At 61.9% G+C, this 21,612-nt stretch carries 25 protein-coding genes; 10 read left to right on the forward strand and 15 right to left on the reverse strand.

What is annotated here, in order from left to right; all coding sequences use genetic code 11:
• The first annotated feature begins 18 nt into the window (after positions 1-18).
• Positions 19-693 (forward strand): DUF47 domain-containing protein, encoded by a 675-nt coding sequence (locus LF599_RS02345; RefSeq protein WP_279522151.1) that lies wholly within the window; start codon positions 19-21, stop codon positions 691-693.
• A gap of 82 nt (positions 694-775) precedes the next feature.
• Here the strand turns inward: LF599_RS02345 and LF599_RS02350 are convergent, their stop codons facing one another.
• A complete protein-coding gene (locus LF599_RS02350) occupies positions 776-1,225 on the reverse strand; it encodes a YbaY family lipoprotein (protein ID WP_279522152.1) in 450 nt (149 codons plus the stop codon).
• Between the two features lie 266 nt (positions 1,226-1,491).
• On the opposite strand from LF599_RS02350, the gene LF599_RS02355 reads away from it, so the two are divergent.
• The 3 genes from LF599_RS02355 to LF599_RS02365 all read left to right on the forward strand — a co-directional run bounded on the left by LF599_RS02355 (position 1,492) and on the right by LF599_RS02365 (position 3,671).
• Positions 1,492-1,812: a tetratricopeptide repeat protein gene (locus LF599_RS02355; protein ID WP_269942663.1), complete on the forward strand. Its 321-nt coding sequence runs from the start codon at positions 1,492-1,494 to the stop codon at positions 1,810-1,812.
• Positions 1,813-1,850: 38 nt separating this feature from the next.
• Positions 1,851-2,498, forward strand: coding sequence for an HD-GYP domain-containing protein (locus LF599_RS02360; protein WP_279523071.1), 648 nt, complete (start codon positions 1,851-1,853; stop codon positions 2,496-2,498).
• Between the two features lie 213 nt (positions 2,499-2,711).
• Positions 2,712-3,671, forward strand: coding sequence for a chemotaxis protein (locus tag LF599_RS02365; RefSeq protein WP_279522153.1), 960 nt, complete (start codon positions 2,712-2,714; stop codon positions 3,669-3,671).
• Here LF599_RS02365 and LF599_RS02370 read toward each other — a convergent pair.
• The 5 genes from LF599_RS02370 to LF599_RS02390 all read right to left on the reverse strand — a co-directional run bounded on the left by LF599_RS02370 (position 3,668) and on the right by LF599_RS02390 (position 8,572).
• Positions 3,668-3,949 carry a DUF2325 domain-containing protein gene (locus LF599_RS02370; protein WP_279522154.1) on the reverse strand — a complete coding sequence of 94 codons (282 nt, stop codon included), beginning with the start codon at positions 3,947-3,949 and terminating at the stop codon, positions 3,668-3,670. The genes LF599_RS02365 and LF599_RS02370 overlap by 4 nt on opposite strands.
• 323 nt (positions 3,950-4,272) lie before the next feature.
• Positions 4,273-5,580 (reverse strand): right-handed parallel beta-helix repeat-containing protein, encoded by a 1,308-nt coding sequence (locus LF599_RS02375; protein WP_279522155.1) that lies wholly within the window; start codon positions 5,578-5,580, stop codon positions 4,273-4,275.
• Positions 5,581-5,625: 45 nt separating this feature from the next.
• Positions 5,626-6,180, reverse strand: a complete 555-nt coding sequence (locus tag LF599_RS02380) for a tetratricopeptide repeat protein (RefSeq protein WP_269942667.1) — start codon at positions 6,178-6,180, stop codon at positions 5,626-5,628.
• A gap of 388 nt (positions 6,181-6,568) precedes the next feature.
• Complete coding sequence (gene groL / locus LF599_RS02385; protein WP_279522156.1) at positions 6,569-8,155, reverse strand: chaperonin GroEL; 1,587 nt, start codon at positions 8,153-8,155, stop codon at positions 6,569-6,571.
• A 156-nt stretch (positions 8,156-8,311) separates the two neighbouring features.
• Positions 8,312-8,572 (reverse strand): co-chaperone GroES, encoded by a 261-nt coding sequence (locus tag LF599_RS02390; RefSeq protein WP_269942668.1) that lies wholly within the window; start codon positions 8,570-8,572, stop codon positions 8,312-8,314.
• Positions 8,573-8,781: 209 nt separating this feature from the next.
• On the opposite strand from LF599_RS02390, the gene LF599_RS02395 reads away from it, so the two are divergent.
• The 4 genes from LF599_RS02395 to LF599_RS02410 all read left to right on the forward strand — a co-directional run bounded on the left by LF599_RS02395 (position 8,782) and on the right by LF599_RS02410 (position 12,430).
• Positions 8,782-10,254, forward strand: coding sequence for an alpha,alpha-trehalose-phosphate synthase (UDP-forming) (locus LF599_RS02395; protein ID WP_279522157.1), 1,473 nt, complete (start codon positions 8,782-8,784; stop codon positions 10,252-10,254).
• A gap of 2 nt (positions 10,255-10,256) precedes the next feature.
• The gene (locus tag LF599_RS02400; protein WP_269942669.1) at positions 10,257-10,490 is read left to right on the forward strand and encodes a hypothetical protein; all 234 of its coding nucleotides are present in this window, start codon (positions 10,257-10,259) and stop codon (positions 10,488-10,490) included.
• Positions 10,491-10,557: 67 nt separating this feature from the next.
• A complete protein-coding gene (locus LF599_RS02405; protein WP_269942670.1) occupies positions 10,558-11,031 on the forward strand; it encodes a hypothetical protein in 474 nt (157 codons plus the stop codon).
• A 103-nt stretch (positions 11,032-11,134) separates the two neighbouring features.
• A complete protein-coding gene (locus LF599_RS02410; RefSeq protein WP_279522158.1) occupies positions 11,135-12,430 on the forward strand; it encodes a hypothetical protein in 1,296 nt (431 codons plus the stop codon).
• Here the strand turns inward: LF599_RS02410 and LF599_RS02415 are convergent.
• Both LF599_RS02415 and LF599_RS02420 read right to left on the reverse strand, forming a co-directional pair.
• Positions 12,427-12,936, reverse strand: a complete 510-nt coding sequence (locus LF599_RS02415) for a C40 family peptidase (RefSeq protein WP_279522159.1) — start codon at positions 12,934-12,936, stop codon at positions 12,427-12,429. The genes LF599_RS02410 and LF599_RS02415 overlap by 4 nt on opposite strands.
• Before the next feature lie 7 nt (positions 12,937-12,943).
• On the reverse strand, positions 12,944-13,507 hold the full coding sequence (locus tag LF599_RS02420) for a BON domain-containing protein (protein ID WP_279522160.1): 564 nt from the start codon (positions 13,505-13,507) through the stop codon (positions 12,944-12,946).
• Positions 13,508-13,647: 140 nt separating this feature from the next.
• Here LF599_RS02420 and LF599_RS02425 point away from each other — a divergent pair, with 140 nt between their 5' ends.
• Both LF599_RS02425 and LF599_RS02430 read left to right on the forward strand, forming a co-directional pair.
• Positions 13,648-14,064, forward strand: a complete 417-nt coding sequence (locus tag LF599_RS02425) for a hypothetical protein (protein WP_269942675.1) — start codon at positions 13,648-13,650, stop codon at positions 14,062-14,064.
• Positions 14,065-14,073: 9 nt separating this feature from the next.
• Complete coding sequence (locus LF599_RS02430) at positions 14,074-14,619, forward strand: hypothetical protein (protein WP_269942676.1); 546 nt, start codon at positions 14,074-14,076, stop codon at positions 14,617-14,619.
• Between the two features lie 10 nt (positions 14,620-14,629).
• Here the strand turns inward: LF599_RS02430 and LF599_RS02435 are convergent, their stop codons facing one another.
• The 7 genes from LF599_RS02435 to LF599_RS02465 all read right to left on the reverse strand — a co-directional run bounded on the left by LF599_RS02435 (position 14,630) and on the right by LF599_RS02465 (position 21,577).
• Entirely contained in the window at positions 14,630-15,529 is a 900-nt protein-coding gene (locus tag LF599_RS02435) for an RluA family pseudouridine synthase (protein ID WP_279522161.1), read from the reverse strand.
• 68 nt (positions 15,530-15,597) lie between these two features.
• Positions 15,598-15,972 (reverse strand): YdbL family protein, encoded by a 375-nt coding sequence (locus LF599_RS02440; protein ID WP_279522162.1) that lies wholly within the window; start codon positions 15,970-15,972, stop codon positions 15,598-15,600.
• Positions 15,962-16,171, reverse strand: coding sequence for a hypothetical protein (locus LF599_RS02445; protein WP_269942677.1), 210 nt, complete (start codon positions 16,169-16,171; stop codon positions 15,962-15,964). The genes LF599_RS02440 and LF599_RS02445 overlap by 11 nt, the downstream gene beginning before the upstream one ends.
• 9 nt (positions 16,172-16,180) lie before the next feature.
• Positions 16,181-18,571: an intermembrane phospholipid transport protein YdbH family protein gene (locus LF599_RS02450; RefSeq protein WP_279522163.1), complete on the reverse strand. Its 2,391-nt coding sequence runs from the start codon at positions 18,569-18,571 to the stop codon at positions 16,181-16,183.
• A 155-nt stretch (positions 18,572-18,726) separates the two neighbouring features.
• Positions 18,727-20,028, reverse strand: coding sequence for a TRAP transporter large permease (locus LF599_RS02455; RefSeq protein WP_279522164.1), 1,302 nt, complete (start codon positions 20,026-20,028; stop codon positions 18,727-18,729).
• Positions 20,028-20,516 carry a TRAP transporter small permease gene (locus tag LF599_RS02460; RefSeq protein ID WP_269942680.1) on the reverse strand — a complete coding sequence of 163 codons (489 nt, stop codon included), beginning with the start codon at positions 20,514-20,516 and terminating at the stop codon, positions 20,028-20,030. The genes LF599_RS02455 and LF599_RS02460 overlap by 1 nt, the downstream gene beginning before the upstream one ends.
• Before the next feature lie 53 nt (positions 20,517-20,569).
• Positions 20,570-21,577: a TRAP transporter substrate-binding protein gene (locus LF599_RS02465; protein ID WP_279522165.1), complete on the reverse strand. Its 1,008-nt coding sequence runs from the start codon at positions 21,575-21,577 to the stop codon at positions 20,570-20,572.
• Between the last annotated feature and the right edge of the window lie 35 nt (positions 21,578-21,612).

A 21,612-nucleotide genomic window follows, 5' to 3' on the forward strand; every position in this document is an offset into this window, starting at 1 on the left:
TTCAGAAGAGGTCGCCATATGACATTGAGAATCCCCTTCTTCGGCCTGCTCGGTAAGCGTTCCCCCATGGAAGGGCTGGTCGAGCATTACGACAAGATCGCCGAGTGCATTTCCGCCATCGATGAATCCCTTGAGTGCTATGTTTCCGGCGGGGTGTGCCGCGAGTTCAAGGAACTGAACAAGACCGTGGACGAGATCGAGAATCATGCCGACTCGATCAAGCGGAACATCCGCAACCATCTGCCTCAGGGCCTGTTCATGGCCGTTGAGAAACACCTGTTCCTGTCCTACACCAAGAGCCAGGACAACATCCTCGACGCGGCTCAGGACGCCCTGCATTGGCTGGCCATCCGCCCGATCGTCATTCCCGAGGACACCCAGAAGGACCTGATCTATCTCTTGGATTCCGTGGCCAAATGCACGGCGCTTCTCGGCCCCGCGCTCAAGTCCACCATCGCGCTGCTCAACGGTGAGTCTCTGGACCGCGAGGGCACCAAGGAGTGCTATCGCAGGGTTCGTAGGGAGCGCGACGAAGTCCGCCGCCGCAAGAACGATCTGGAGAAAAAGATTTTCGACAAGGATATCGATTTCAAGGCGATCTACCAGCTCATCCACTTCGTGGATTGCCTCGACAATATGGGGCACAACACGGAGAACTGCGCCGAGCTGTTGCGTTCCATGATCGCCAGATAACCTGGCGGCGTCAGCCGCGCTCCCTTCACGTAAAAAAAGGCCCGACGCCATGCGCCGGGCCTTTTCTCTGTTTCTTGCGGGGCTATCGTTTGACCTGCTTGACCGTCACCTCCACGGCCTTGCCCTCGGCCCAGGGCGGGGAGTCGAGCCGCGTGTTGCCGGAAAAGAGAACCTGGCCCCTGAATTCGATGCGGGCTGATACTGCGTAACGCAACGTGTCGACGATTCGCGATTGGTCGTATCCGAGGACTACCTTGAAGGGCGGCGCGGCCTTGATGGGCAGGAATGCATCGGCCACGCCTCTGTCGTTCGGATCGAGCCGGGAGAGGTTCTCCAATTCCACGAACAATGTGCAGCCCGGAGGCAAAAGCATCCGCTCGCGATAGGTTACCGATACCTTCATGGTCGCGGAAGGCTGGCTTTTGGCGGGTTGTTCCGCCTTGCCGGATGTGGAGGCGCAACCGCCAATGGCGGTCAGGAGCAGGAGCGCGGCCGCGATGGCCGGGACAAGGAAACGGGTTGGGCGTAGCATGGGAGACTCCATCTTTTCCCCATGCTACGCAATTTGGTTTCCGCGCGCCAGTGGCTGGACAGGCTCGTCCGGCTCGAAAAAAAGCGGAAAGTTCTTGAAGAAAATGCTTGAAATTGAAAATCGATTTCAATACAGTTCCCCCATGTCAGCCCTTCGCAAAAGAGGAGCCGTTCCGGCTCAATACCAGTACTTCTTCTTTTCAAAGCGATGTATCGGCCGGTCCGCCACGTGCGCGGCCGGATAACCAACATCCAAGGAGAAGTCGTATGAGTTCGTTGAAAAAACTCGGTATGCTGAATCGCGAAGGAATGCGGGCCTGCAACGAAGGCCGCCCCGGCGACGCCCTGTTCCAGTTGACCCAGGCCGACAGCCTGGCCCGGTCGCTCAATTCGCCCCTGCACGAGGCCAAGGTGCGCAACAACATGGGGCTGGTCTATCAGCTTTCCGGAAAATACGAAGAGGCGCGCGTCAGCTTTCGCATCGCGGCCAGCCGCGCCGTGGAAGGCGGAGCCGAGAACTCGGGCCTGCACCGGGTTATCATGAGCAACCTGGGCTCTCTGTCCGCCGCCAGAGGCAGGGCCGCCTAGCCATGAACGCATTTCAAATGGCTCCGGCGTCGACCGTAATGACGCCGGAGCCGACCCTGAACCCTCCGGATTCAAGCGATTTTCTTCCCACGACCCTGCACCAGTTCGCTTTGTCCCTGGGCAACGCCATCGACGCCAAGGACCCGCATACCTCGATGCACTCCGACGAGGTGGCTGAAGTTTCCTGGGCATTGGCTCTGGCCATGGGGATTCCGCCGGGCAGGGCGGCCGCTATACATGTTGCCGGGCACCTCCACGACATCGGGAAGATCGGCGTCCCCGATTCGGTGCTTGGGAAAAGATGCCCCCTCACCACAGCCGAATGGCAGGCCGTGCGTCATCACCCCGAGGCGGGAGCCGCCATTCTCGAACCCGTGGCCGCACTCAACCGCCTCGGTGTGGTGGACATGGTTTTGCATCACCACGAGCGGTGGGACGGCACAGGGTATCCACACGGCCTCAAGGGGACGGCCATCCCGCTTGGCGCGCGCATCATCAGCGTGGCCGATTCGCTTTCCGCCATGCTTCAGGACAGGCCTTATCGTCCGGCCCTGACCATCGACAGAGCGTGCCGCGAGATCGATCGGTGCGCAGGCTCCCAATTCGATCCCCGGGTGGTGGACGCCTTCCGCCTTGCATCCGGAAATATCCTTCGGCTCGTGTCCGCCCCTTTGGCCTGCGGGTAAAATCCCCGAATAACATTTCACCCACGGTGTTTCGGTCCCGTTGTGACGCCGGGGCGCGTTCCCGAATTCCGTCCGGGGAGCCTCTTGAGAAAAGGGTTTCCCGGCGAGTGCCGGGTCGCGTTCCGTTCTTCTCTCGGGTCAGATTATCATTCATCCTCGGAAACCGGCGTGCTACCCGGGGTGGCATGGCGAAGCCTTGCCGGAGGAGGACTAGTGACGCAAACCGATATTCTGCTTGAAGCGGGAACCAATGAACTTGAGATCATCGAGTTCTACATGGACGAGGCTACATCCGACGGGGTGGAGCGGCGGTATTTCGGGGTGAACGTGGCCAAGGTCCTGGAGGTGGTGGAGGCCCCGCCGGGACTTGAGGGGTCGGAAGCCGCGTCACATCCGAGTTTTCTCGGCACGATTCCTTTGCGCAACCTGATCCTGCCCGTGGTTGACCTGGGGGTATGGCTTGAGATGCAGAGATCGCCAGCCGGGAATGAGCCGATCATCGTCACTGAGTTCAACGCCGCGATAACCGGCTTTCTGGTCACGGGGGTGACGCAGATTCATCGGGTTTGTTGGGCCGATGTTGAGCCGCCCAGCCGGTATGTTGCGTCCATGGAGAACAACTGCATCACCGGAACGGTCAAGATCGGGGACAGGTTTGTGCTCATGCTCGACCTGGAGCAGGTTCTGGCCGATCTGGATGAGCAGGGCCGCGGCGATTCCGAGCCATTGCCGAGGGTTTCCGGAGAGCGGTACAGGGCACTGGTGGCGGATGACTCCACCTCGGTGCGCCAACTGCTTGAGACCAATTTCAGCCGGTGCAATTTTGAAGTGACCATGGCCCGGGACGGTGCCGAAGCGTGGTCCATCCTCGAATCGATCAAGGCCAAGGCCGGGGCGGAGGGCGGAAGCCCGCTGGATTATCTGGACGTGGTGGTCTCGGACGTGGAAATGCCCCGGCTGGACGGCTATACCCTGACCCGAAAGGTAAAGGAGGACCCTGTCCTCAAGGCGTTGCCCGTGGTCCTTTTCTCTTCGCTCATCTCCGAGTCCGTCATGCACAAGGGTAAAGCGGTCATGGCGGACGCGCAGGTCACCAAACCCGAATTCAATGGATTGGCCGAGAAGGTCGTCGCTCTGATTCGCGACTGGGGCCGGGAAGAACGGACCGCCTAGCCGACCACCTCGTCAAGCTGCTTGCGCAGAGTGGACAGGCCGCAGGAGTGGTGCATGTAAACCGGCACATCCTTGCCGCGCACGGCGTCGAGCACGTCCTTGCGCGCCTTGTGGGACACCTTGTTGGTGAACATGACCACGAAATCCACTTCGCCCAGCGCCTTGGAAATCTTTCGCTCCTTTCCGGTAAAGTGCTTCAGCTTCACCCCGTTGCGTTTTGCTTCGGAGACATATTCCTTTTTAAGCCGGTCCATTCCGCCAATCAATGCTGCGCACATACTGTCCTCTCTGTGTTGATATTGAAAATCGTTTTCAATAAATACAGACAAGCGAGGCGGGTGTCAACAGCTTCGCCGAAAAAATGTTTCGATGAAGCGGAGGGGAAAAAAGGGGAAGCCGAAGGGGCAAAAAATGCGGAGTGGTAGTGGAATAGGGGTGAAATGGGGACAGAAGGGGGAGGATTAGGCAAAAAAAGGATGGGAAATGAATGAAAGGGGAAAAATGGAGGAAAAGGGAGGCGGAAAATGGCTGGAAGGGGAAGGAAAGGGCGGAAAGGTGTTGGTGGCGCGGGTTTTCGGCAGTATAGCGCTTGCGTTGGCCGTTATCGAGTTGGGGGCCAGGTGTCGTCTTCCGGGTCCGCTTCCGGCAGGGAACATGCGGGGCAGTCGACCATGCGGTTTCCCTGGCCGTGGTCGATGAGCGATGTGATTTCGCCCACAACCACGTTGACCCGTCCGCCCAAGAGGACCTGTCCTTTGACGCCGGAAAAAAGCCCCATATCCGTCCAGGCAAATGTGTTGGCCGTGGCGGTGAGCGCCTCAAAGGGATAGCAGAACAGCGCGTAGTTGGCCCGGCCCCGCACCCTGTTGTTCGCGAAGAAGCCGCGCGAGCCGGTCTGGACCACGCCGCGCGCGCTTCGGCCTCCGGCCATGACAATATCGTTGCAGGTGACCACCAGATCATTGCTGTAGAGCAACATGCCGGTGGAGTTCTCTCCGCGCCCTTCGATTCGGTTGCCGGTAATGACCATGCGGTTGTTCCTTGAAAAATCGGACCCGCCGGTGGTGTCGAAAAACCATCCTGCGACAATCCCATTGGGGCCGAATTTATTCGGATAGGCTATGCCGTCATCGTCCGTTGCGATGTGGTTGCCCTGGATGCGGATGAATCCCTTGCCATCGTTGCCGAGGGCGTTGTCCAGGATTTCGATGCCGTTGCGCGAGACCCGGTTGATGACATTGTCGCGGAGGGTCATCTCCGCGCCCCATGTCCAATCCGCGAGTACTCCGTACCCGGCGGTGTCCTCCGGGTGGTCGTTCATCATTTCCAGCCGGTTCCTTTCGATGAGCACCGTGCCCGTGACTGCCCGCTTGAGCGCGTCCTTGGGGTGGATCAGTCGATTGCCGATCACTATTCCCGCCTGGAAAGGCAAGGTCTCATCCGGCGTGCGTCCGATGGCCGCCTTCTGCGGGGCGACGTTTGTGACCAGGCACCCGCCGATCTCCAGGCCGCCCGCATAGGCGAAGTGCAGGGGGGTGCCCTTGGCTCCGTCGAAGTGCAGGTTGCGGACCACGATGAGCGGGCCGTTGTCCGCCGGGGGCGCAACATCGGAGGGGAGCGGGGAGTATAGGGTCCAGAAACCGCCGGAAATGGTGGTCAGGGGTTCGCCTGCGCCGTCGAGCTGCCCCAGGATACGCACGGCCTTGCTGATCCTGGCGCGGCCCTCTGAGCCGAAATTGAAGTTGCCCCGCAGTCGGATCGTTCCGCCCTTGTCCAGTGCGGCCTGCACGTTGGGCACGTCACGGGACGGGTTGCCCGTGCCCGTGACAACGATATCCGCCGCCAAGGCCGGGAACGGCGAGGCAAGCAGCAGGCACACGGCCAGGAGAAGGTGGAACGTGATTTTCATAAACAGGAAATTACCCGCTTTGACCGAAGCTTGCAAACCCCGGCGTCAGTAGCCTTGCCGGAATTCCGAAGTGCGTCGGCCTTGCTCCCGGAAATTTCGGTTCCGCGCGTTGAGCTTGTCCTGTTCGTACACGGCTACGGCCACGGCCCCGCACACCGCGTCGAGGTCCGCTCCGCCCGTTCGGATTGCCTTGATCTGCGCCTTGAGCGCGTTGGCAAGTATGCGCTGGTCCGCCCAGGAGGGGTATCCGCTCCAATATTCGGCCGCTTCATCGCCACGGCCCAGCTTGGCGGCCGCATAGCCCGCATTCAGAAACGCGTCGGGGATTTCCTTGCGCGCCACGCATTCGCTCAGCACGCGCAGGGCATCCTCGTTTCGGCCCACGCGGGTGTAGCACACGCCCGCCATGACCAGGTGCGAAGGTCGGACCTCGCGTCCTTTGGCGGCTTCGTTTGCCAAATACGCGTCATAGGCCGCTGCGCCCGTGTCGAAATATGTCTCGGCCTTGGCGAAGTCGCCCCGCGCCTCGGCCGCGCGGCCGCGTTCGAAGTTCTTTCTGCCTTTGGTTTCAGGCCGTACCAGCTTGGATAGAAATGACATGATCGGATACTAGCGGTTTGCGGACAGGAGGACAAGACGTGCCCGTTTCGGAACCGGGGCGCTGCCCCGGACCCCGCCAGGGAACCTTTTGAAAAAGGTTCCCTGGACCCTCCAAAACTTTTTATGTCGCCTTCGGCGAAGGTTTCCATTCAATGAATTGATTTGGTTGCGCGGGCATTTGGGTTTGCGGGCAAACGGCAGTTCAACACTGTTGAACAACCCGCGAAGCGGTATAAAAAGTTTAGGAAAAGGAGGGGATAGGGGTTCGGGGAAGGGGAGGAAAGAACCCTTTTCAAAGGGTTTTCCTCCCCTTCCCCCGGCCGCCGGAGGCATAAAAAGGCGGACGCGCAACGCGCGTCCGCCTTTTTTATGGTTCTGTTTGCGCGGACTAGTCTTCGTCGGCGACGAATTCGGAGATGGCGCATTCGGTGGTCAGGAGCATACTGGCCACGGAGGCGGCGTTTTGCAGGGCGATACGGGTGACCTTCTTGGGGTCGATGACGCCGGCGGTGACGAGGTTGGTGTACTCGCCGGTAGCGGCGTTGAAGCCGTTGTTGCCCTTGAGTTCCTTGACCTTCTCCACGATCACGGAGCCTTCGAGACCGCAGTTGTTGGCGATCTGCTTGAGGGGCTCTTCGATGGCGCGGGCGATGAGGTCGATGCCGGCCTGTTCGGTGTCGTCGTCGAGCTTGAGGGCCTTGAGGACCTTTCCGGCGCGGACCAGGGCGGTTCCGCCGCCGGGCACGATGCCTTCGTCAACGGCGGCGCGGGTGGCGTTCAGGGCGTCGTCCACGCGGTCCTTGCGTTCCTTCATCTCGATTTCCGTGGCTGCGCCGACCTTGACCACGGCCACGCCGCCGACCAGCTTGGCCAGGCGTTCCTGCAACTTCTCACGGTCGTAGTCGCTGGTGGCGTTCTTGACCATGTTGGCGATTTCGTCGCAGCGGTTCTTGATGGCTTCCTTTTCGCCAGCGCCATCCACGATGATGGTGTTCTTCTTGCCGACCACGATCTTGCGGGCGGTGCCGAAGTGCTCGGGGCGGATGGAATCCAGGGTCACGGCGGTGTCTTCGGAAACCGGAGTGGCGCCGGTCATGATGGCGATGTCGCGGATCATTTCCTTGCGGCGGTCGCCAAAGCCCGGGGCCTTGACGGCGCAGACCTTGAGGGCGCCGCGCATGGCGTTGATGGTCAGTCCGGCCAGAGCGTCGTTCTCGACGGTCTCCGCCACGATGAGCAGGGGCCGGCTGGCCTTGGCCACGGCTTCGAGGATGGGCACCAGGGGCTTGATGTTGGAGATTTTATTCTCGGCCAGCAGGATGAACGGGTTCTCGTAGGAGACGGTCTGGTCGTCCTGGTTGTTGACGAAGTAGGGGGAGAGGTAACCGTTGTCCCACTGCATTCCTTCGACAACGTCCAGTTCGGTGGTCAGGCCCTGGGACTCTTCGACGGTGATGACGCCGTTATCGCCGACCTTGTCCACGGCCTCGGCCAGGATCTCGCCGATGGTGGTGTCGTTGTTGGCGGAGATGGTGCCGACCTGGGCGATTTCGGAGGTCTTCTTGATGGGCTTGGCCATCTTGTCCAGTTCCTCGATCACGGCGGCCACGGCGGCGTCGATGCCGCGCTTGAGGGACATGGGGTTGCGGCCGGCGGCCAGCAGCTTGACGCCTTCGTTGAAGACGGACTGGGCGAGGATGGTGGCGGTGGTGGTGCCGTCTCCGGCGATGTCGTTGGTCTTCTTGGCCACTTCCTTGACCATCTGGGCACCCATGTTTTCGAGCTTGCCTTCAAGGTCGATCTTTTCGGCAACGGTCACGCCGTCCTTGGTCACCTGGGGAGCGCCCCAGGTCTTTTCGATCATGACGTTGCGGCCTTTGGGGCCGAGGGTGACCTTGACCGCGTCGGCCAGGGTGTTGACGCCGCGCTGCATACCTTCGCGGGCTACGGCTTTGTAATCAATTGCTTTTGCCATTGTTCAGAATCCTATGAAATGTGAGTGTCAGAAATTATTGCCGTTGTCGGTCCAACCGTTTGGATGGGGCCGCGTGCAGGGGCCTGGGGGAATCGGGTCTTGAGCGCGGTCTTTCCGCGCCGGTTCGTCTCCCCGGCCGCAACGCGGCGAACGGTTTTAGGCGAACACGCCGAGGATGTCGTCCTCACGCATGATGATGAGATCGTCGCCGTCCATCTTGAATTCGCTGCCCGCGTACTTGGCGAACAGGACGATGTCGCCGTCCTTGACGGTCTTGCACTCGGGACCGGCGGCGATGACGATGCCGTTCTGAGGTTTTTCCTTGGCGGAATCCGGGATGTAGATGCCCCCGGCGGTCTTTTCCTCTTCTTCCTTCCTCTGGACGATGACACGGTCATTAAGCGGTTTCAAACCCATGAAAAGTCTCCTTATGATGTCTTCACCGCAAGCTTGGCGGCGTGTGTTTCGACTGGGCCAAGAGATAAGTACGTGGCGCACGGTGTCAACAGTTTCGGCGGATATTTTTCCGGGTCTTCGGGCGGCGCGGTTGAAATTCGGGCCGAAGCGGAGTAACTATGTAATGATAGGAAAATCAAATAACCAAGGTAAACGGGAGCGAACACGACATGGAATCCTCTCTGCAACGGCTGGTGGTGGTATCCAATCGCCTTCCCGTCGCCCTCAAGAAAGAGGCGGATGGCTGGAAGCTCAAGCAGGGATCTGGCGGGCTCGTCACGGCCATGGCCCCGGTGCTCAAGAACCGGGGCGGCATGTGGATAGGCTGGTCCGGTGCGGCGGAACCCGAGGCGGACATGGAGGAACTTTTCTCTGAATTCACGGAGGAGGCGGGGTACGAGCTGTGTACCGTACCCCTGACCCGGGAGGAGGTGCGGGGGTATTACGACGGTTTTTCCAACGAGATCATCTGGCCGTTGTTTCATGATTTGCAGAGCCTCTGCCGTTTTCATCCCCGTTACTGGCGGACCTACCTGGACGTGAATTTCAAGTTCGCCGAGGCCGTGGCCCGGCGGTCGTCGCCTGACGACTACATCTGGATTCAGGACTACCACCTTATGCACCAGGCTTTTTTCCTCAAGTCCATGGGCGTCAGGCGCAACATCGGTTTTTTTCTGCATATCCCCTTTCCCCCGCCGGACATATTCATGAAGCTGCCCTGGCGGGCCAAGCTGATTCAGGCCCTGACCGAGTTCGATCTGGTGGGGTTCCAGACAATTCAGGACCGGCGCAATTTCACGGCCTGCCTGCACCGGCTCATGCCCGAGGCCAGGGTCGAGGGGCGGGGTGCGGTGGTTACCGTCAACATGAGCAACCGCTCGTTCCGGGCCGGGGCTTTTCCCATCTCCATCGACTACGCCCAATTCTCGGAGATGGCCGCGCGCCCCGACGTGGTCCAGAAGGTTTTCGACCTCAAGGAGGCGTTGCGGCACCGCAAGATCATTCTCGGCGTGGATCGGCTGGACTATACCAAGGGCATCCCGGAGCGCATTCGGTCCATCCAGACCATGCTGCGCCGCTACCCCGATCTCATGGGCAAGGTGAACTTTGTCCAGATCGCGGTGCCGAGCCGCGAAGAGGTGGACGAATACAAGGATCTGAGAACCGAGATCGAGCAGTTGGTGGGCCGGGTCAACGGCGAGTTCTCTTTTCCCGGATGGGTGCCCGTGCACTACCATTACCGGAGCCTGCCCCATGACGATCTGGTGGCCTATTACGCGGCAGCCGACGTGGCCCTGGTCACGCCGTTGCGCGATGGCATGAACCTGGTGGCCAAGGAGTATTGCGCCTGCAACAACAAGGGAAACGGGGTGCTGGTGCTGAGCGAGTTCGCCGGGGCCGCGGCCCAGCTTCAGCGCCATGCCTATCTGGTCAATCCCTATGACGTGGAAGGGATCGCCAAGGCGCTGCATCGCGTCTTGTACTGGCCCAAGGAGGAGCGCAAGGCGCATATGTCCAAGCTCCGCGAGCAGATTCGTCGCAACAACATCTTCCGTTGGGTGGACTCCTTCCTCAGGGCGGGCATCGCCAAGTCGCTGGAAGATTTCCCCGCAGTGGAGACCGTCCACTTCAACAGGGTCTAGCCATGCTCGTTCTCAAATGCGCCGATTGCCGCCGCAAGCTTTGGAAGTATTACAAGATCGGACAGGGCGAAGTGCACCGCTGCCACAAGGACCGTATCCACAAGGTCTGGAACATGGAGGAACGGGAGGGCAAGGTCTTCTGCCCCTGCGGCCGCGCCGTGGGCATCGACAGGGGAAACTACTACACCATGGACAAGAAGGCGTTTACCTACAAGGGCACCAAAACCAACGGTTGACAGGTGGCCTGTTTTTCGGAAAGCATATATATATGAATGCAATGTAACCATGAACAGGGAGTCCGCCTTGAAGACCCGCATCTTTCTTTTCGTCCTGATGCTGATGGCGTGCTCGACCACCGCCGTTGTGGCCGCCGAACAGGCCCAGCCCGCCGGGGATTGCGGCGCCATCCCCTGGGGCGCGCCCATTTCCGCCGTGGAAGAGATTTCCTATTCGCACTCTTCCGGCGGGGTTAAGTATTACAACGAGAACAAGGCCGAGCCGTGCGGTTTGTTCGCCGTTCAAGGCGCGAACGTCACCTACGGTTTCCGGAAGGGCGGGCTGTACGTCGTGCTGATGGAGATCGCCCAGGCAAAGGACCTGAAGCAGGTGCTGGGTACCCTCATGGAATCCTACGGGCTGCCCGATCACAAGAAGGTTGACGGCTGGGACGAGTACCGTTGGGAGACCGACGACCTGCGGGTCAAGCTCAAGAGCCAGTTCGTCACCGACCGCATCAAGATCGGGATGTACTACAAGCCGCTGGCTCTGAAGGAATAACGGTCCCCTCGGCCAATCCGCGAGGCCGCCCCGTCCGGGACGGCCTTTTCTTCCTCCGCTTGCCTTTCGCCCCGCGGGACGTATCTTGTGCATGGAGGCACCCATGTCGAAACAGATGAAGAATTTCCTGACCATCGCCGGGATCATCGTTTTGGGGGCGTTTCTCGCCTTTCTGTACGACTGCATCACCGGGCTTGCCGATTTCGCCGGACGCATCAATCCTGCTCTGGCCCCCTGGGTCTTTTGGGTGCTTTTGGCCGTGGTGCTCGGCTCTCTGGGCTGGTGGGCCTCTCTCGTGCTGGTCCGGCCCCGGCCGCTTCTGGTCCACGCCGATCCCACGCCCGAGGAGATGGAACGCTTCCGGCGCGAGCTGGTGAAGCGTCTGTCCAGGAACCGCATCCTCAAGAACGAGGGTATGGCCGTGCGCGACGAGGAAGACCTTGAAGCCGGGCTCGCCGTGCTCAGACAGAAGGCGGACGATGAAATTCGCTCCACCGCCAAGCGGGTGTTCATCGGCTCGGCCGTGTCCCAGAACGGGCGGCTGGACACCCTGGTGGTGCTTTTCCTCATTTCGCGCCTGGCTTGGCGCATTTCCAAGCTCTATGCCCAGCGCCCCCATTACCGGGAGCTGGTAAACCTGTATGTGAACATCGCGGTGACGTCGTTTCTGGCCGGTTCCATCGAGGAGTTCGGCATCGAGGAATATGTGCACGAATTGATGGGGCCGCTGGTGGCCGGGTCCGCCCTGGGAGCCATGCCCGGAGCCGAGGCCGTGGCCGGGACCGTGACCAGCTCCATCCTGAGCGGTTCCACCAACGCGCTTCTGGCCATGCGCTGCGGCATCGTGGCCCGCAACTACATGAGCCTCGACCTGGCTCGGCGCGGGGCCATGCGGCGTTCCGCCACCCTGGAGGCGGCGCGTATGTTCATGTCCATCTCAAGCGAGACCGTGACCCAGGTGACAAAGTTGCTGGTCAAGGGCTCCACCAGGGCGGTCACGGGCGGGACCAAAAAGGCCTTTGTCAGCGTGGGCAAGTCGGTGACGGGCGCGGCCGGTTCCGTTGGCCGGACCGTGTCCGGTGCGGCCGGGGCCGTGGGCGACGGGGCGAAGAGCGTGGGGCGTGGGGTCACGGATACCACTCGTTCCGTGGTGGACGGCGCGGACCGGGCCGTGGGCAAATGCGTCGGGGCCGTCAAGGGCTCGGCGCGTAAGGTGCGTGACGCGGCGGGAGCGGCCGGGCGTGCTGTCGGCAAGGCCGGGAAAGGCGTGGGCGGCGCGGCCGGTTCGGCCAAGGACGCATTGCGCTCCACTGGTAAGTCCGTGGAAAAGGGCGCACGTTCGATTCGCGATGCGGTGCTGCGCCGGAAGAAGGGGAAGGATTCGCCTGAAGACGGCTAGAGCACGCGCCGCGCGCCCAGATAGTGCTCGGCCCAGAAGGCCGAGTTGAGATTCGATTCCATGACCCGTTTGCCCGAGCTGGGGGAGTGCACGAAGGTGCCCCGGTCGGTGACGATGCCCACGTGCAGCGATTTGCCGTTCTTGTCCACCTGGTGGAACACCAGGTCGCCGGGCCGGATGTCCCGGCGCGAGACCGGATCGCCTGCCCCGAGCTGCTGCCAGGACATGCGCGGCAGGTTCACCCCGTTCCTGTGGTAGACGTACCAGATGAATCCCGAGCAGTCGAAGCCGGTTTTGGGCGAGTAGCCGCCCCATTTGTATGGGGTGCCGATGAGTGACCGGGCCGTGCGGATGACCTTTTCCGCCCTGGGCGAGGCGGGCGCGCTCCGGACCATGGCGTCGGGCGGGACAGGCTGGGGAACGGTCCCGGCGCAGGCGCAGAGCAGGAGCGCGCAGGCCGCAAGGGCGAGCGGCGTAAGGCGTGTGATTCCCCGGCGCGCCTTCATCCGTTGCCTACGGGTTGCGTTTGATCCGCAGGTAGGATTTGACCGAGCGCACGCCGGGCACGGACTTGGCGTAGTCGATGATCTTTTCCCGCTCGGCGGTCGAGCCGACGATGCCGAGCAGAATCACGTTGCATTGCAGGGTCTTGATCTCGACGTTGGTGGACCAGATGTTCTTGTCCTGCACGAGCAGATTCTTGACCTTGGCGTATATTTCCAGGTTGTCGGTGGTGCCGCAGGAGTCGCCGGCCCGCTTGGGCAGCAGGTACGTGGTGACGGATCGCACTCCGTCCACGGATTTGGCGATCTCGATGGCCCGGTCCACCTGTGCGCGGGATTCGTACTCGCCCACGATGTAGACCAGTCCCTCGTAGCTGGACGCATCGAAGTCCATGTATTTGACGAGATCGTCCGCCAGGAATTCCTTTTCGATAAGGAAGGCGATCTTTTCGTCGTTGGCGTATTCGCTTACGTTGCGTTCCTCCACGGCCACGTCGTAGACCGCACAGCCGTTGGCGAACAGGCCGACGGCCAGCAGCATGAGGAGCGTGAGGAGAGTATTTGCACGTTGCATGGGATTTCCCCCTGAGTTTTTCTAGATTTTCTCTATATACCGAGTTTGCGGTCCGGAAGCAACCGCTTCGGAATGTCCTCCCCATTGACCCGGGCCGCATATTAAATCATACTGCCTATATTGTTCCCTGGAGGTTGCATATGAAAAGAATCCTGCTCATTGCGGTTCTGGCCGGGCTGCTGCTGGCGGGTTGTGGGCCGAAAAGGCCCGTGCTTTATCCCAACGCGCACCTGGACGAGGTGGGGATGCAGGTCGCCCAGGCCGACATCGACGACTGCATCATGAAGGCCGAGGCGGCGGGGGCCAACGCGTCCGACACCGGAGCCGCCGTCGGGAACGTGGGCAAATCCGCGGCCATCGGCGCGGCAGCCGGAGCGGTGTTCGCCGCCATCATGGGCAACGACGTGGGCCGTGCGGCCGCCGCCACGGGCGGTGCCGCCGCTGCCGGAAGCGCGGTCAGCGAAGGGTTCAAATCTTCCGACCCCGCTTCCATCCACAAGAATTTCGTTGATCGTTGCCTGCGCGACAAGGGCTATGAAGTCATCGGCTGGAAATAGGAGAAGACCATGAAACGCATCATTTCGCTCGGCTTCCTTCTGCTCTTTCTGCTTCTTGTGGCCGCTTGCGCCGCCAAGGGGCCGTTCGCCGAGGAGCGCAGGGGCAATGTCGTCACCTATGCCCGGCCGGAAACCGGGAATGCCGTGACAGTGACCCTGAGCGACAGGCTCAAGTACGACAAGCGCGTTCGGCGCGACTTCATGGGCGCGAATATCGAGGGACATCTCTACCGCGCCGAGGACCATACGTCGGTGCTGGTCTCCAACATGGTCCGCAAGGAGTTCGAGGACCTCATCGGCCGGGAACTGGAGACCACGGCGGTGGGGATCAAGGCCTATCCGCCGCATACCTCCTGGCTGCCGGGCCTGTGCAGGCTGGTCCGGGCCTACGTGGTTTCCGTGGACTGCGGCGTTGTGGTCGCGGTCAAGTTCGGCCCGCTTTACGAAGGCGAGTGCGACGGAACGATCTCCGAGGAGGCATACATGGCCGACCATCTGGACGAGGTGGCCGAGTTCGACCGCAGGGCCGAAGAGGACATCTCCATAAGCTGGTAGGCTTGAGCGATCAGTCGAAGAGCAGCGCCAACGCCTTTTCGAGCGACTCCCGGTCAGGTTCCCATCCGCCGGACCAGGCCGGTTTCAGGCTGAGGGTCCGCTCCCCGGCGCGCATGGCGTAGCAATGCAGCCGCATGGACGTGCGGGATTTGCTGTGCCCGTACTTTTTGTCTCCGATCACCGGGTAGCCGCGCGAGGCGAGTTGCACCCTGATCTGGTGCGTGCGCCCGGTGAGCAGCCGCACGGCCAACAGCGAACGGTCCTTGCTCGCGGACAGTCCAGCGACGCGCGCCAGGGCCGTCTTGCCCGATCCCGTACGCACCCGTTCCCGGCCCGGAGCGCCGGATTTTTCCATGACATCCTCCAGCACCGTGCCGTCCGGCTCGCACCACCGCCCGTCCACCCAGGCCAGATAAACCTTGCCCACGCCGCCGGATGCGAAAAGGTCGTTGAGTTCGCGCAGGGTTTCGTAGCTCTTGGCGGCCAGGAGCAGGCCTGAGGTATCGCGGTCGAGCCGGTGGGCCAAGGTCGGCATGAAGTCCGCGTCCCGGAACATCGCCCGCAGCCTCGCCGTGACCGAGTCTTCCACACCGTCGCCGCCGTGAGCGGCCAGACCGGCGGGCTTCGCCACGGCCAGGACCTCGTCGTCCTCAAAGGCGATGACCAGATTGCCCGCCTTGGAAACGGTCTTGCTTTCGCCCGGGGTATACGGCGGGATGCGCACGGTCTGCCCGGCCTCGATGCGGTCGAAGGGCTTTTTGCGGCCCTTGTCCACGCGCACCTGGCCCGTTCTGATCCATTTCTGGATGGCCGAGCGCGGCACGTCGCCGGTCAGCCTCCGTTCCAGGAATTGTAACAGCTTCTGGCCGGACTCGGCCTGAGTGACGATGACGAATTGTGTTTCCGGCATGGTGTGTGACGAAGAGGGGGGTGGTGCCCCGGCCCCCATCCCTTGGCGGGATGGGGGCTGGAGGGGTGTTATTTCTTGTACCAGGAGCCGTCGGGACTCTGGAGCCAGGTGCCGCGAGGGGCGGTCTGGGCGACCTTGGCGGCGCGGCGTTGGCCCACCAGGGCAGGGGTGGTCCCGGTCTTCTTGGCGATGAGGCCGTACACTTCGGCGCGGTCACGATTCTCGGCGGCCACCACGTCGGCTTGTTTTTTCGGGGCGCGGAACGAGAGGTAGCCCTGGTTGTTCTCGCCCACGGTTCCGTCGGCCAGCAGGGCGGCGACGGCGGGTTTGCGGGCGATTATCCGGTCTTTGAGGCTCCCGGCCAGGACCGTGGTAGCGGCCAGGCTCAGGGCCAGGCTCAGGGCCAGGCAAAGGGTGAGGATGATGGTGATCTTATTTCGCATTGGTCGCCTCCGGCTCAACAGGGGCTTCATCGATGTCGGAGAAGAAATCGTCCAGAGCCCGGTCGACCCGGACGTTCACGTCGATGGTGATGTGGATGGGTTTGACTTCGACCGGAGCCACTTCCACCTTGTGGCTGGATGAACAGCCCCAGGCGAACAGCAGCAGAAGGCAAGCCGTCACGGCTACGTATTGTTTCATGGCATTCTCCTATTCGATCATGCGTGCGATGTCTTTATAAAGCAAAATGCGGTCCAACGGTACGCTGAAATTCACGTCCAGGCGCAATCCCTGGAAATTCGAGCCCATGACGTCTCCTGTGACGCGAATGAACCCGCCGAATTCCCGCTTGTAGACAAAGGGGAGGGTCGAGGCGGGTTTGCCGTCCACGGACAGCCGGACCAGCAGATCTTCGCCCACGGTGTCCGCCTTGATGCGCACCCATTTGTATTGGTAGTCGCGGACCGCCTCCCTGGCCAGTTCCAACTGGCCGCGCTCGGGCGTGCCTTCGGGCAAGGCCGCAACCAGATCCTGCATGGCTTCCACACGGATAGTCCCGCCTTCGCCGGGCGTGGAGTGCAAAAATCCGCTGTTGAACGAAATTTTCCCATTCTTCCAGCTCACGGGCAATTCGCCCGACAATGCCGCCTCGCCTTCGGCCTTGGCCAGACCGAGCTGGGACAGAATCTCGGAAAGCTTCAGTTCCGAACAGAACAGGGTGATCCCGTATTCCTTTGACTCCGGAACGATGCGGAACGCCTTGCTGGACACGTGCCCGCCACACCATCGGAACCCGGCTTCCTCCACCAAAAAGGAGCCCCTGGACTCCAGTTGGTAAACGATTTTGCCCTTTGTCAGGAGGATGTCGCCCGCCTTGAGCGCATCAAAGGTCAGGGTCTGGGCCGGTGCGCTGCGCAGGGTGAACAGGTCCGGGGTGTAGTAGGTCAGCTCGATGCCGTCAATGACGGTGCTCCCTTCGCTCAAGGTCAGCTTCCCGTCGGTCAGGGACGCTTTGGCCCGGCTCTCCCGGCCGCGCGGACTTATCGTGACGTCGCCGTCCGCGCGGAGTGTGCCGGCGAGTTCGATGCCCTTCAACCCGGGCGACAGCGCCGCCGGGGAGAATCCCTTGGGCAGGGTGTAGCCGTCCACTTTGAAGGATATGTCCGATTCATTGCCGACCAGGGACGACCGGCCGGAAAAGGGCACCCGAAGGCCGGGCAGGAGATTGGTGCGCAGGGTGCCGTTATAGGTCAGGCCCATGCCTTTTTGGCGCACCCGCGCCTGTACGTCGCCGAGTTTGCGCTTGTCCAGCGCAAGCCCGGAGATATTGATGGTCCCCGCCTTGTTGGACTGGGGCGCGGGCCACTTGAGCGGCAGCGTCAGGCGCATGGAGCCGGAGGAGAATCCGCTGTTGGCCAGCCCTGTTCCGCGTGTGGCGCAGTTGAGGATCACATCCGCCGAATCGGGACCGGCCTTGCCCTGCATGGAAAAGATGAAGCCGTTGAGCGCGAGGGTTCTGCCCGTGGCCTGCACCACCATCCTATTTGGATTGGCGGCGGTCAGGGAGACGTCCCACAATCCCCCGCCGTCCGTCTTGCGCGCCGCGTCGAACCTGCCGCCCATCTTCACCCCGGCCCCGGCCAGGGAGAATTGCGCGAACAGCTCGTTTTCGTTCAGCCTGCCCGCCGGAATGGTCAGGGATGCGGGATAAGGCGCTTCCAGGGCGACGCGGCTCACGGAAAATCGGATTTCCCGCTGTTCAAGGCGTCCTTGAACCTCGACCGCCGCGCCTTCAGCCAGGCGTACGCCGAGCGCGCGCAGGTCGTTTTGGATCAGGGTCAGGGAAAACCCGGCCCCGGCATCGGCCGGAGCGGCCAGATCGATCTCGGCTTCGGCCGCAAGGTCCGCTGTTCCGTCCACTGGCACCGGCAGAAAGTCGTTGAAGACCCCCACGCGCAGCGCGTCCGCCTTCGCCTTGAGCGACAGGTCGTTCAAGGTCGGGCCGAGGGTCCCTTCCAGGTGTATTGATTGATCGCGTGGTGTCAGGTCGGCCCGGAACGTCACGATGTCGCCGGGCGTGATCTCGGCGTTCAGAGGCGCGGAAACCGTCCGGCCCAGGATGACGCAACGCATGACCGCGTTGCGCAGGGTCAGTGAATCCAGCGGCAGGTCCGGAATGGGTGCGCCGGAGTCCTCGCTCGCTCCGTTGCCCGACTTGGGAAGCATGTCGAGGACCGGCATGTGGAACCGCTTTCCGTCCCAGAAGCAGGACGTTCGCAGACCGTCCAGCCGGACCTCGTTCACCCGGCCCATTTTCAGCGAGGCCGGGGTATAGGTCACATGCACGTTGGTCAGGACCAGCCCGTTTTCGCCGTCTCCGAGCCGGACCGGCCCGATGTTGGCCGAGAACAGCCCCGCGTCGCGCACGTGAAATTCCGTGAGGCGAAGTCCCATGTCCCCGGCCAGCTTGGGAATCAGCCGCTCCAGGTATCCCGGCATCCATACCGTCAGCCACCATCCTGCCGCCAGGACGGCGGCCAGCAGCCAGGGCGTGACCAGCAAGGTCCATTTCAGGATTTTTTTGCCAAGGGAAGCGGACATTTAATTTCTATACGGGGTTCCCTGCCCCGTTGGCAAGAAGATGTGGCGAGCCCTCGGGGGATGGGCGAAAAAGAGGAAGGGAAGCCCTGGTTTCCAGGACTTCCCTTTCCGGTTTCAGCAGGGTGCGCGTTCCGCGTTTCAATCGGGACGTTGCGCTACATAAGGCTCGGCAGGAACGTGACCAGTCCGGGCGCCATCAGCAGCAGCGCGACGCAGAGGACATAGGCGGCCACGAAGTAGGCGACCCCCTTGAAGGCGTCGGTCATGGAGACGTCTTGCGCCATGGAGGCGACGATGAAGAGGTTGACGCCCACCGGCGGGGTGATGGCGCCGAGGGTGGTGACCACAGTGATGAGCACGCCGAACCAGATGGGGTCGTAGCCCATGGCCGTGACCACGGGGAAGAAGATGGGGATGGTCACCAGGAGCAGGGCCAGGGCGTCCATGACCATGCCGCCGATGACGTAGATCAGGCAGATGACCATGATGATGACCACCGGCGGGATGGGCAGACCCGCCACCCAGGCCGCGGCCTCGAAGGGCAGCCTTGTGATGGCCAGGAACCGGCCGAAGATGACCGCGCCGAGCATGATGACCATTATCATGGAGGAAATCTTGAGGGTGTCGCTTACGGCCAGGCCGAATTTCTTTACGGACATTTTGCCCGAGACCGTGGCGATCAACAGGGCCAGCGCCGCGCCCGCCGCACCCGCTTCCGTAGGGGTGAAGAATCCAAGGAACAGGCCGCCCATGACCAGGATGAACAGAATGACCATCTCGATGGAGCCGGGCAGGGAGCGCAGCTTCTCGACAAAGGTGGTTTTCGGTCCGGCCGGGGCCCATTGGGGATGGCGCTTGCACAAGTACCAGGTGGTGCCCAGGAACAGGACGGTCAACAGGATGCCGGGTATCATGCCGCCCACGAACAGGTTCGCGATGGACTGACCGGTTTGCAGCCCGATGACGATGAGCACCACCGAGGGCGGAATGACCGCGCCGAGGGTCGCGCCAGCGGCCACGGCCCCGGTGGACAGGATCGGATTGTACTTGAATTTCTTCATCTCGGGCAGAGCCACGGTGGACATGGTCGCCGCCGTGGCCGAGTTGGAGCCGCAGATGGCCGCGAATCCGGCGCAGGCCAGCACCGTGGTCATTGCGATGCCGCCTCGAATCTGGCCCATCCAGGCGTAGGCGGATTTGTACAGCCGCTCGTTGACCCCGGAATAGAAGCATATCTGTCCCATGAGGATGAAGAGGGGGATGACGGTCAGTCCGTAGTTGGAAAAGACGTTCCACAGTTCGGTGCCGAGCATTCCCTTGGCCGCGTTCCAGTTGAGCACGTAGGCGAATCCGGCGAAGCCGATGACGCCCATGGCGAACGCCACGGGAATGCGGAAAAGGAAGATGGCCGCCAGAAGCAGAAGCGTGCCGAAAATGCCTGTGGTGATCGGATCCATTATGCCACCTTCTCCTCAATAAGCACTTTGAGCGTGTCCACGGCCAGCACGAAGGCCAGGGCGACGCACCCGGCGGCGGAGGCGAACACGAATGGATAATAGACTATTTGCAGGGTCTCGGAGACCTCGCCAGTTTGCACCAGGAAGGTCGCCCATTTCCAGGTCTCCACGCCCGCCAGCAGGAAGAATCCGCAGGACAGTCCGTTGGTGGCCGCGTCGGCCAGGCGGCGGTACCAGGCCGGGAAGCGAGACAGCAGGATGCCCACGGCGATATGCGCCTTGCGGCGTTGGGCGAAGGCCAGGGAAAAGGCGGCCACCACCGCGCCGAGAAAGCCCATCAGTTCAAATGTGCCCTGCACCGGAACCCACACGGCACGCAGGACCATGTTGGTGCAGGCCAGGAGCATCATGGAGACAAGAAAAATGCCGGCCAGTACGGCCAGAGCCCGGGCGACCAGATCACTGGCGCGATCGAGGAAATGTATCATGGGAGGCCCCGAAAAGAACGTCCCCGCGTTTGGGCGGGGCGTTTCATATGGAGTTACAGGGATTCGTACTTGGCCTGGAGCGCAAGCAGGTCCTTGAGCACGGCTTCGGCATCGATGCCGGCCTTGGCGCAGTCCGCCTTCCAGTCGTCCACCAGGGGCTCGCCCAGCCGCTTGAGCTCGGCGTGCTCCTCGGGGGGTAGCTTGTGGACCTCCACCTGGTATTGCTCTCTGGACCAATTCAGGGAATCGTTGATGTGGTTGTCCAGGTACTGGCCGGTCCACTGGGCCTGTTCCCGGGCGAGGTCGTCGAGGACCATCTTCACTTCGCCGGGCAGGGATTCCCACCTGGCCTTGTTCATGATGACGGCGAACGGGTACACAGGCAGGTTGACGATGGTTTCGTGGCGGCAGCTTTCGGCGAAATTGAAGTCCTTGAGCACGTCGAAGGAGGAGACCACGCCCTTGACCACGCCTTTTTGCAGGGCTTCGGGCGTTTCGGACATGGGCATTCCCACGCCCCGGGCACTCAGGCCGTTCAGTATGCGCAAAATGGAGCCGGAAGCGCGCAGTTCCATGCCCTTGAGGTCGGCCAGAGTCCGCACGGGCTCCTTGCTCATGATCTGGGACGGGGCCGAGGTGAACATGGCGAGGACCTTGACGTCCTTGAACTCCTTGGGCTGGTACTTGAGGAACAAGTCCCACATGGTCAGGCTGGCCGCCTCGGTGGAGGTGAAGGCCACGGGCAGGTTGACGGCGGACATGAGGGGGAACACGCCGGGATAGTAGGCGATGGAGATGCAGCCGATGTCGGCCTGCCCGGTCTGCACGCCGCGGAGCATGTTTTTGGCTCCGAGCAGGGTTGAGCCGGGGAAGGTCTGGACGGTCAGTTCGCCGCCCGTGCGTTTCTCCACTTCAGTCTTCCACCGCTCCATCTGGACGGCGGGGAAGGTCTTGGCGGGCGGGAAATTGGCATACGTCACCATGGTTCCGGCCAGTGCCGGGATCGCCAGAAGGCAGACCAGGACCAAGCACGAGACCAGCGCGGTCGTCGGTTTTCGCATCACTCTCTCCTTGAAATGCGTATGGTTGCGGGCGG

This window comes from Pseudodesulfovibrio thermohalotolerans (genome assembly GCF_021353295.2).
Classification (GTDB): Bacteria; Desulfobacterota; Desulfovibrionia; order Desulfovibrionales; family Desulfovibrionaceae; genus Pseudodesulfovibrio; species Pseudodesulfovibrio thermohalotolerans.

Coding starts and splice junctions, on each gene's coding strand:
- LF599_RS02345 (WP_279522151.1), top strand. CDS start 19: ATGACATTGAGAATCCCCTTCTTCGGCCTGCTCGGTAAGCGTTCCCCC.
- LF599_RS02350 (WP_279522152.1), bottom strand. CDS start 1,225: ATGCTACGCCCAACCCGTTTCCTTGTCCCGGCCATCGCGGCCGCGCTC.
- LF599_RS02355 (WP_269942663.1), top strand. CDS start 1,492: ATGAGTTCGTTGAAAAAACTCGGTATGCTGAATCGCGAAGGAATGCGG.
- LF599_RS02360 (WP_279523071.1), top strand. CDS start 1,851: ATGACGCCGGAGCCGACCCTGAACCCTCCGGATTCAAGCGATTTTCTT.
- LF599_RS02370 (WP_279522154.1), bottom strand. CDS start 3,949: ATGTGCGCAGCATTGATTGGCGGAATGGACCGGCTTAAAAAGGAATAT.
- LF599_RS02375 (WP_279522155.1), bottom strand. CDS start 5,580: ATGAAAATCACGTTCCACCTTCTCCTGGCCGTGTGCCTGCTGCTTGCC.
- LF599_RS02380 (WP_269942667.1), bottom strand. CDS start 6,180: ATGTCATTTCTATCCAAGCTGGTACGGCCTGAAACCAAAGGCAGAAAG.
- groL (WP_279522156.1), bottom strand. CDS start 8,155: ATGGCAAAAGCAATTGATTACAAAGCCGTAGCCCGCGAAGGTATGCAG.
- LF599_RS02390 (WP_269942668.1), bottom strand. CDS start 8,572: ATGGGTTTGAAACCGCTTAATGACCGTGTCATCGTCCAGAGGAAGGAA.
- LF599_RS02395 (WP_279522157.1), top strand. CDS start 8,782: ATGGAATCCTCTCTGCAACGGCTGGTGGTGGTATCCAATCGCCTTCCC.
- LF599_RS02400 (WP_269942669.1), top strand. CDS start 10,257: ATGCTCGTTCTCAAATGCGCCGATTGCCGCCGCAAGCTTTGGAAGTAT.
- LF599_RS02410 (WP_279522158.1), top strand. CDS start 11,135: ATGTCGAAACAGATGAAGAATTTCCTGACCATCGCCGGGATCATCGTT.
- LF599_RS02415 (WP_279522159.1), bottom strand. CDS start 12,936: ATGAAGGCGCGCCGGGGAATCACACGCCTTACGCCGCTCGCCCTTGCG.
- LF599_RS02420 (WP_279522160.1), bottom strand. CDS start 13,507: ATGCAACGTGCAAATACTCTCCTCACGCTCCTCATGCTGCTGGCCGTC.
- LF599_RS02425 (WP_269942675.1), top strand. CDS start 13,648: ATGAAAAGAATCCTGCTCATTGCGGTTCTGGCCGGGCTGCTGCTGGCG.
- LF599_RS02430 (WP_269942676.1), top strand. CDS start 14,074: ATGAAACGCATCATTTCGCTCGGCTTCCTTCTGCTCTTTCTGCTTCTT.
- LF599_RS02435 (WP_279522161.1), bottom strand. CDS start 15,529: ATGCCGGAAACACAATTCGTCATCGTCACTCAGGCCGAGTCCGGCCAG.
- LF599_RS02440 (WP_279522162.1), bottom strand. CDS start 15,972: ATGCGAAATAAGATCACCATCATCCTCACCCTTTGCCTGGCCCTGAGC.
- LF599_RS02445 (WP_269942677.1), bottom strand. CDS start 16,171: ATGAAACAATACGTAGCCGTGACGGCTTGCCTTCTGCTGCTGTTCGCC.
- LF599_RS02450 (WP_279522163.1), bottom strand. CDS start 18,571: ATGTCCGCTTCCCTTGGCAAAAAAATCCTGAAATGGACCTTGCTGGTC.
- LF599_RS02455 (WP_279522164.1), bottom strand. CDS start 20,028: ATGGATCCGATCACCACAGGCATTTTCGGCACGCTTCTGCTTCTGGCG.
- LF599_RS02460 (WP_269942680.1), bottom strand. CDS start 20,516: ATGATACATTTCCTCGATCGCGCCAGTGATCTGGTCGCCCGGGCTCTG.
- LF599_RS02465 (WP_279522165.1), bottom strand. CDS start 21,577: ATGCGAAAACCGACGACCGCGCTGGTCTCGTGCTTGGTCCTGGTCTGC.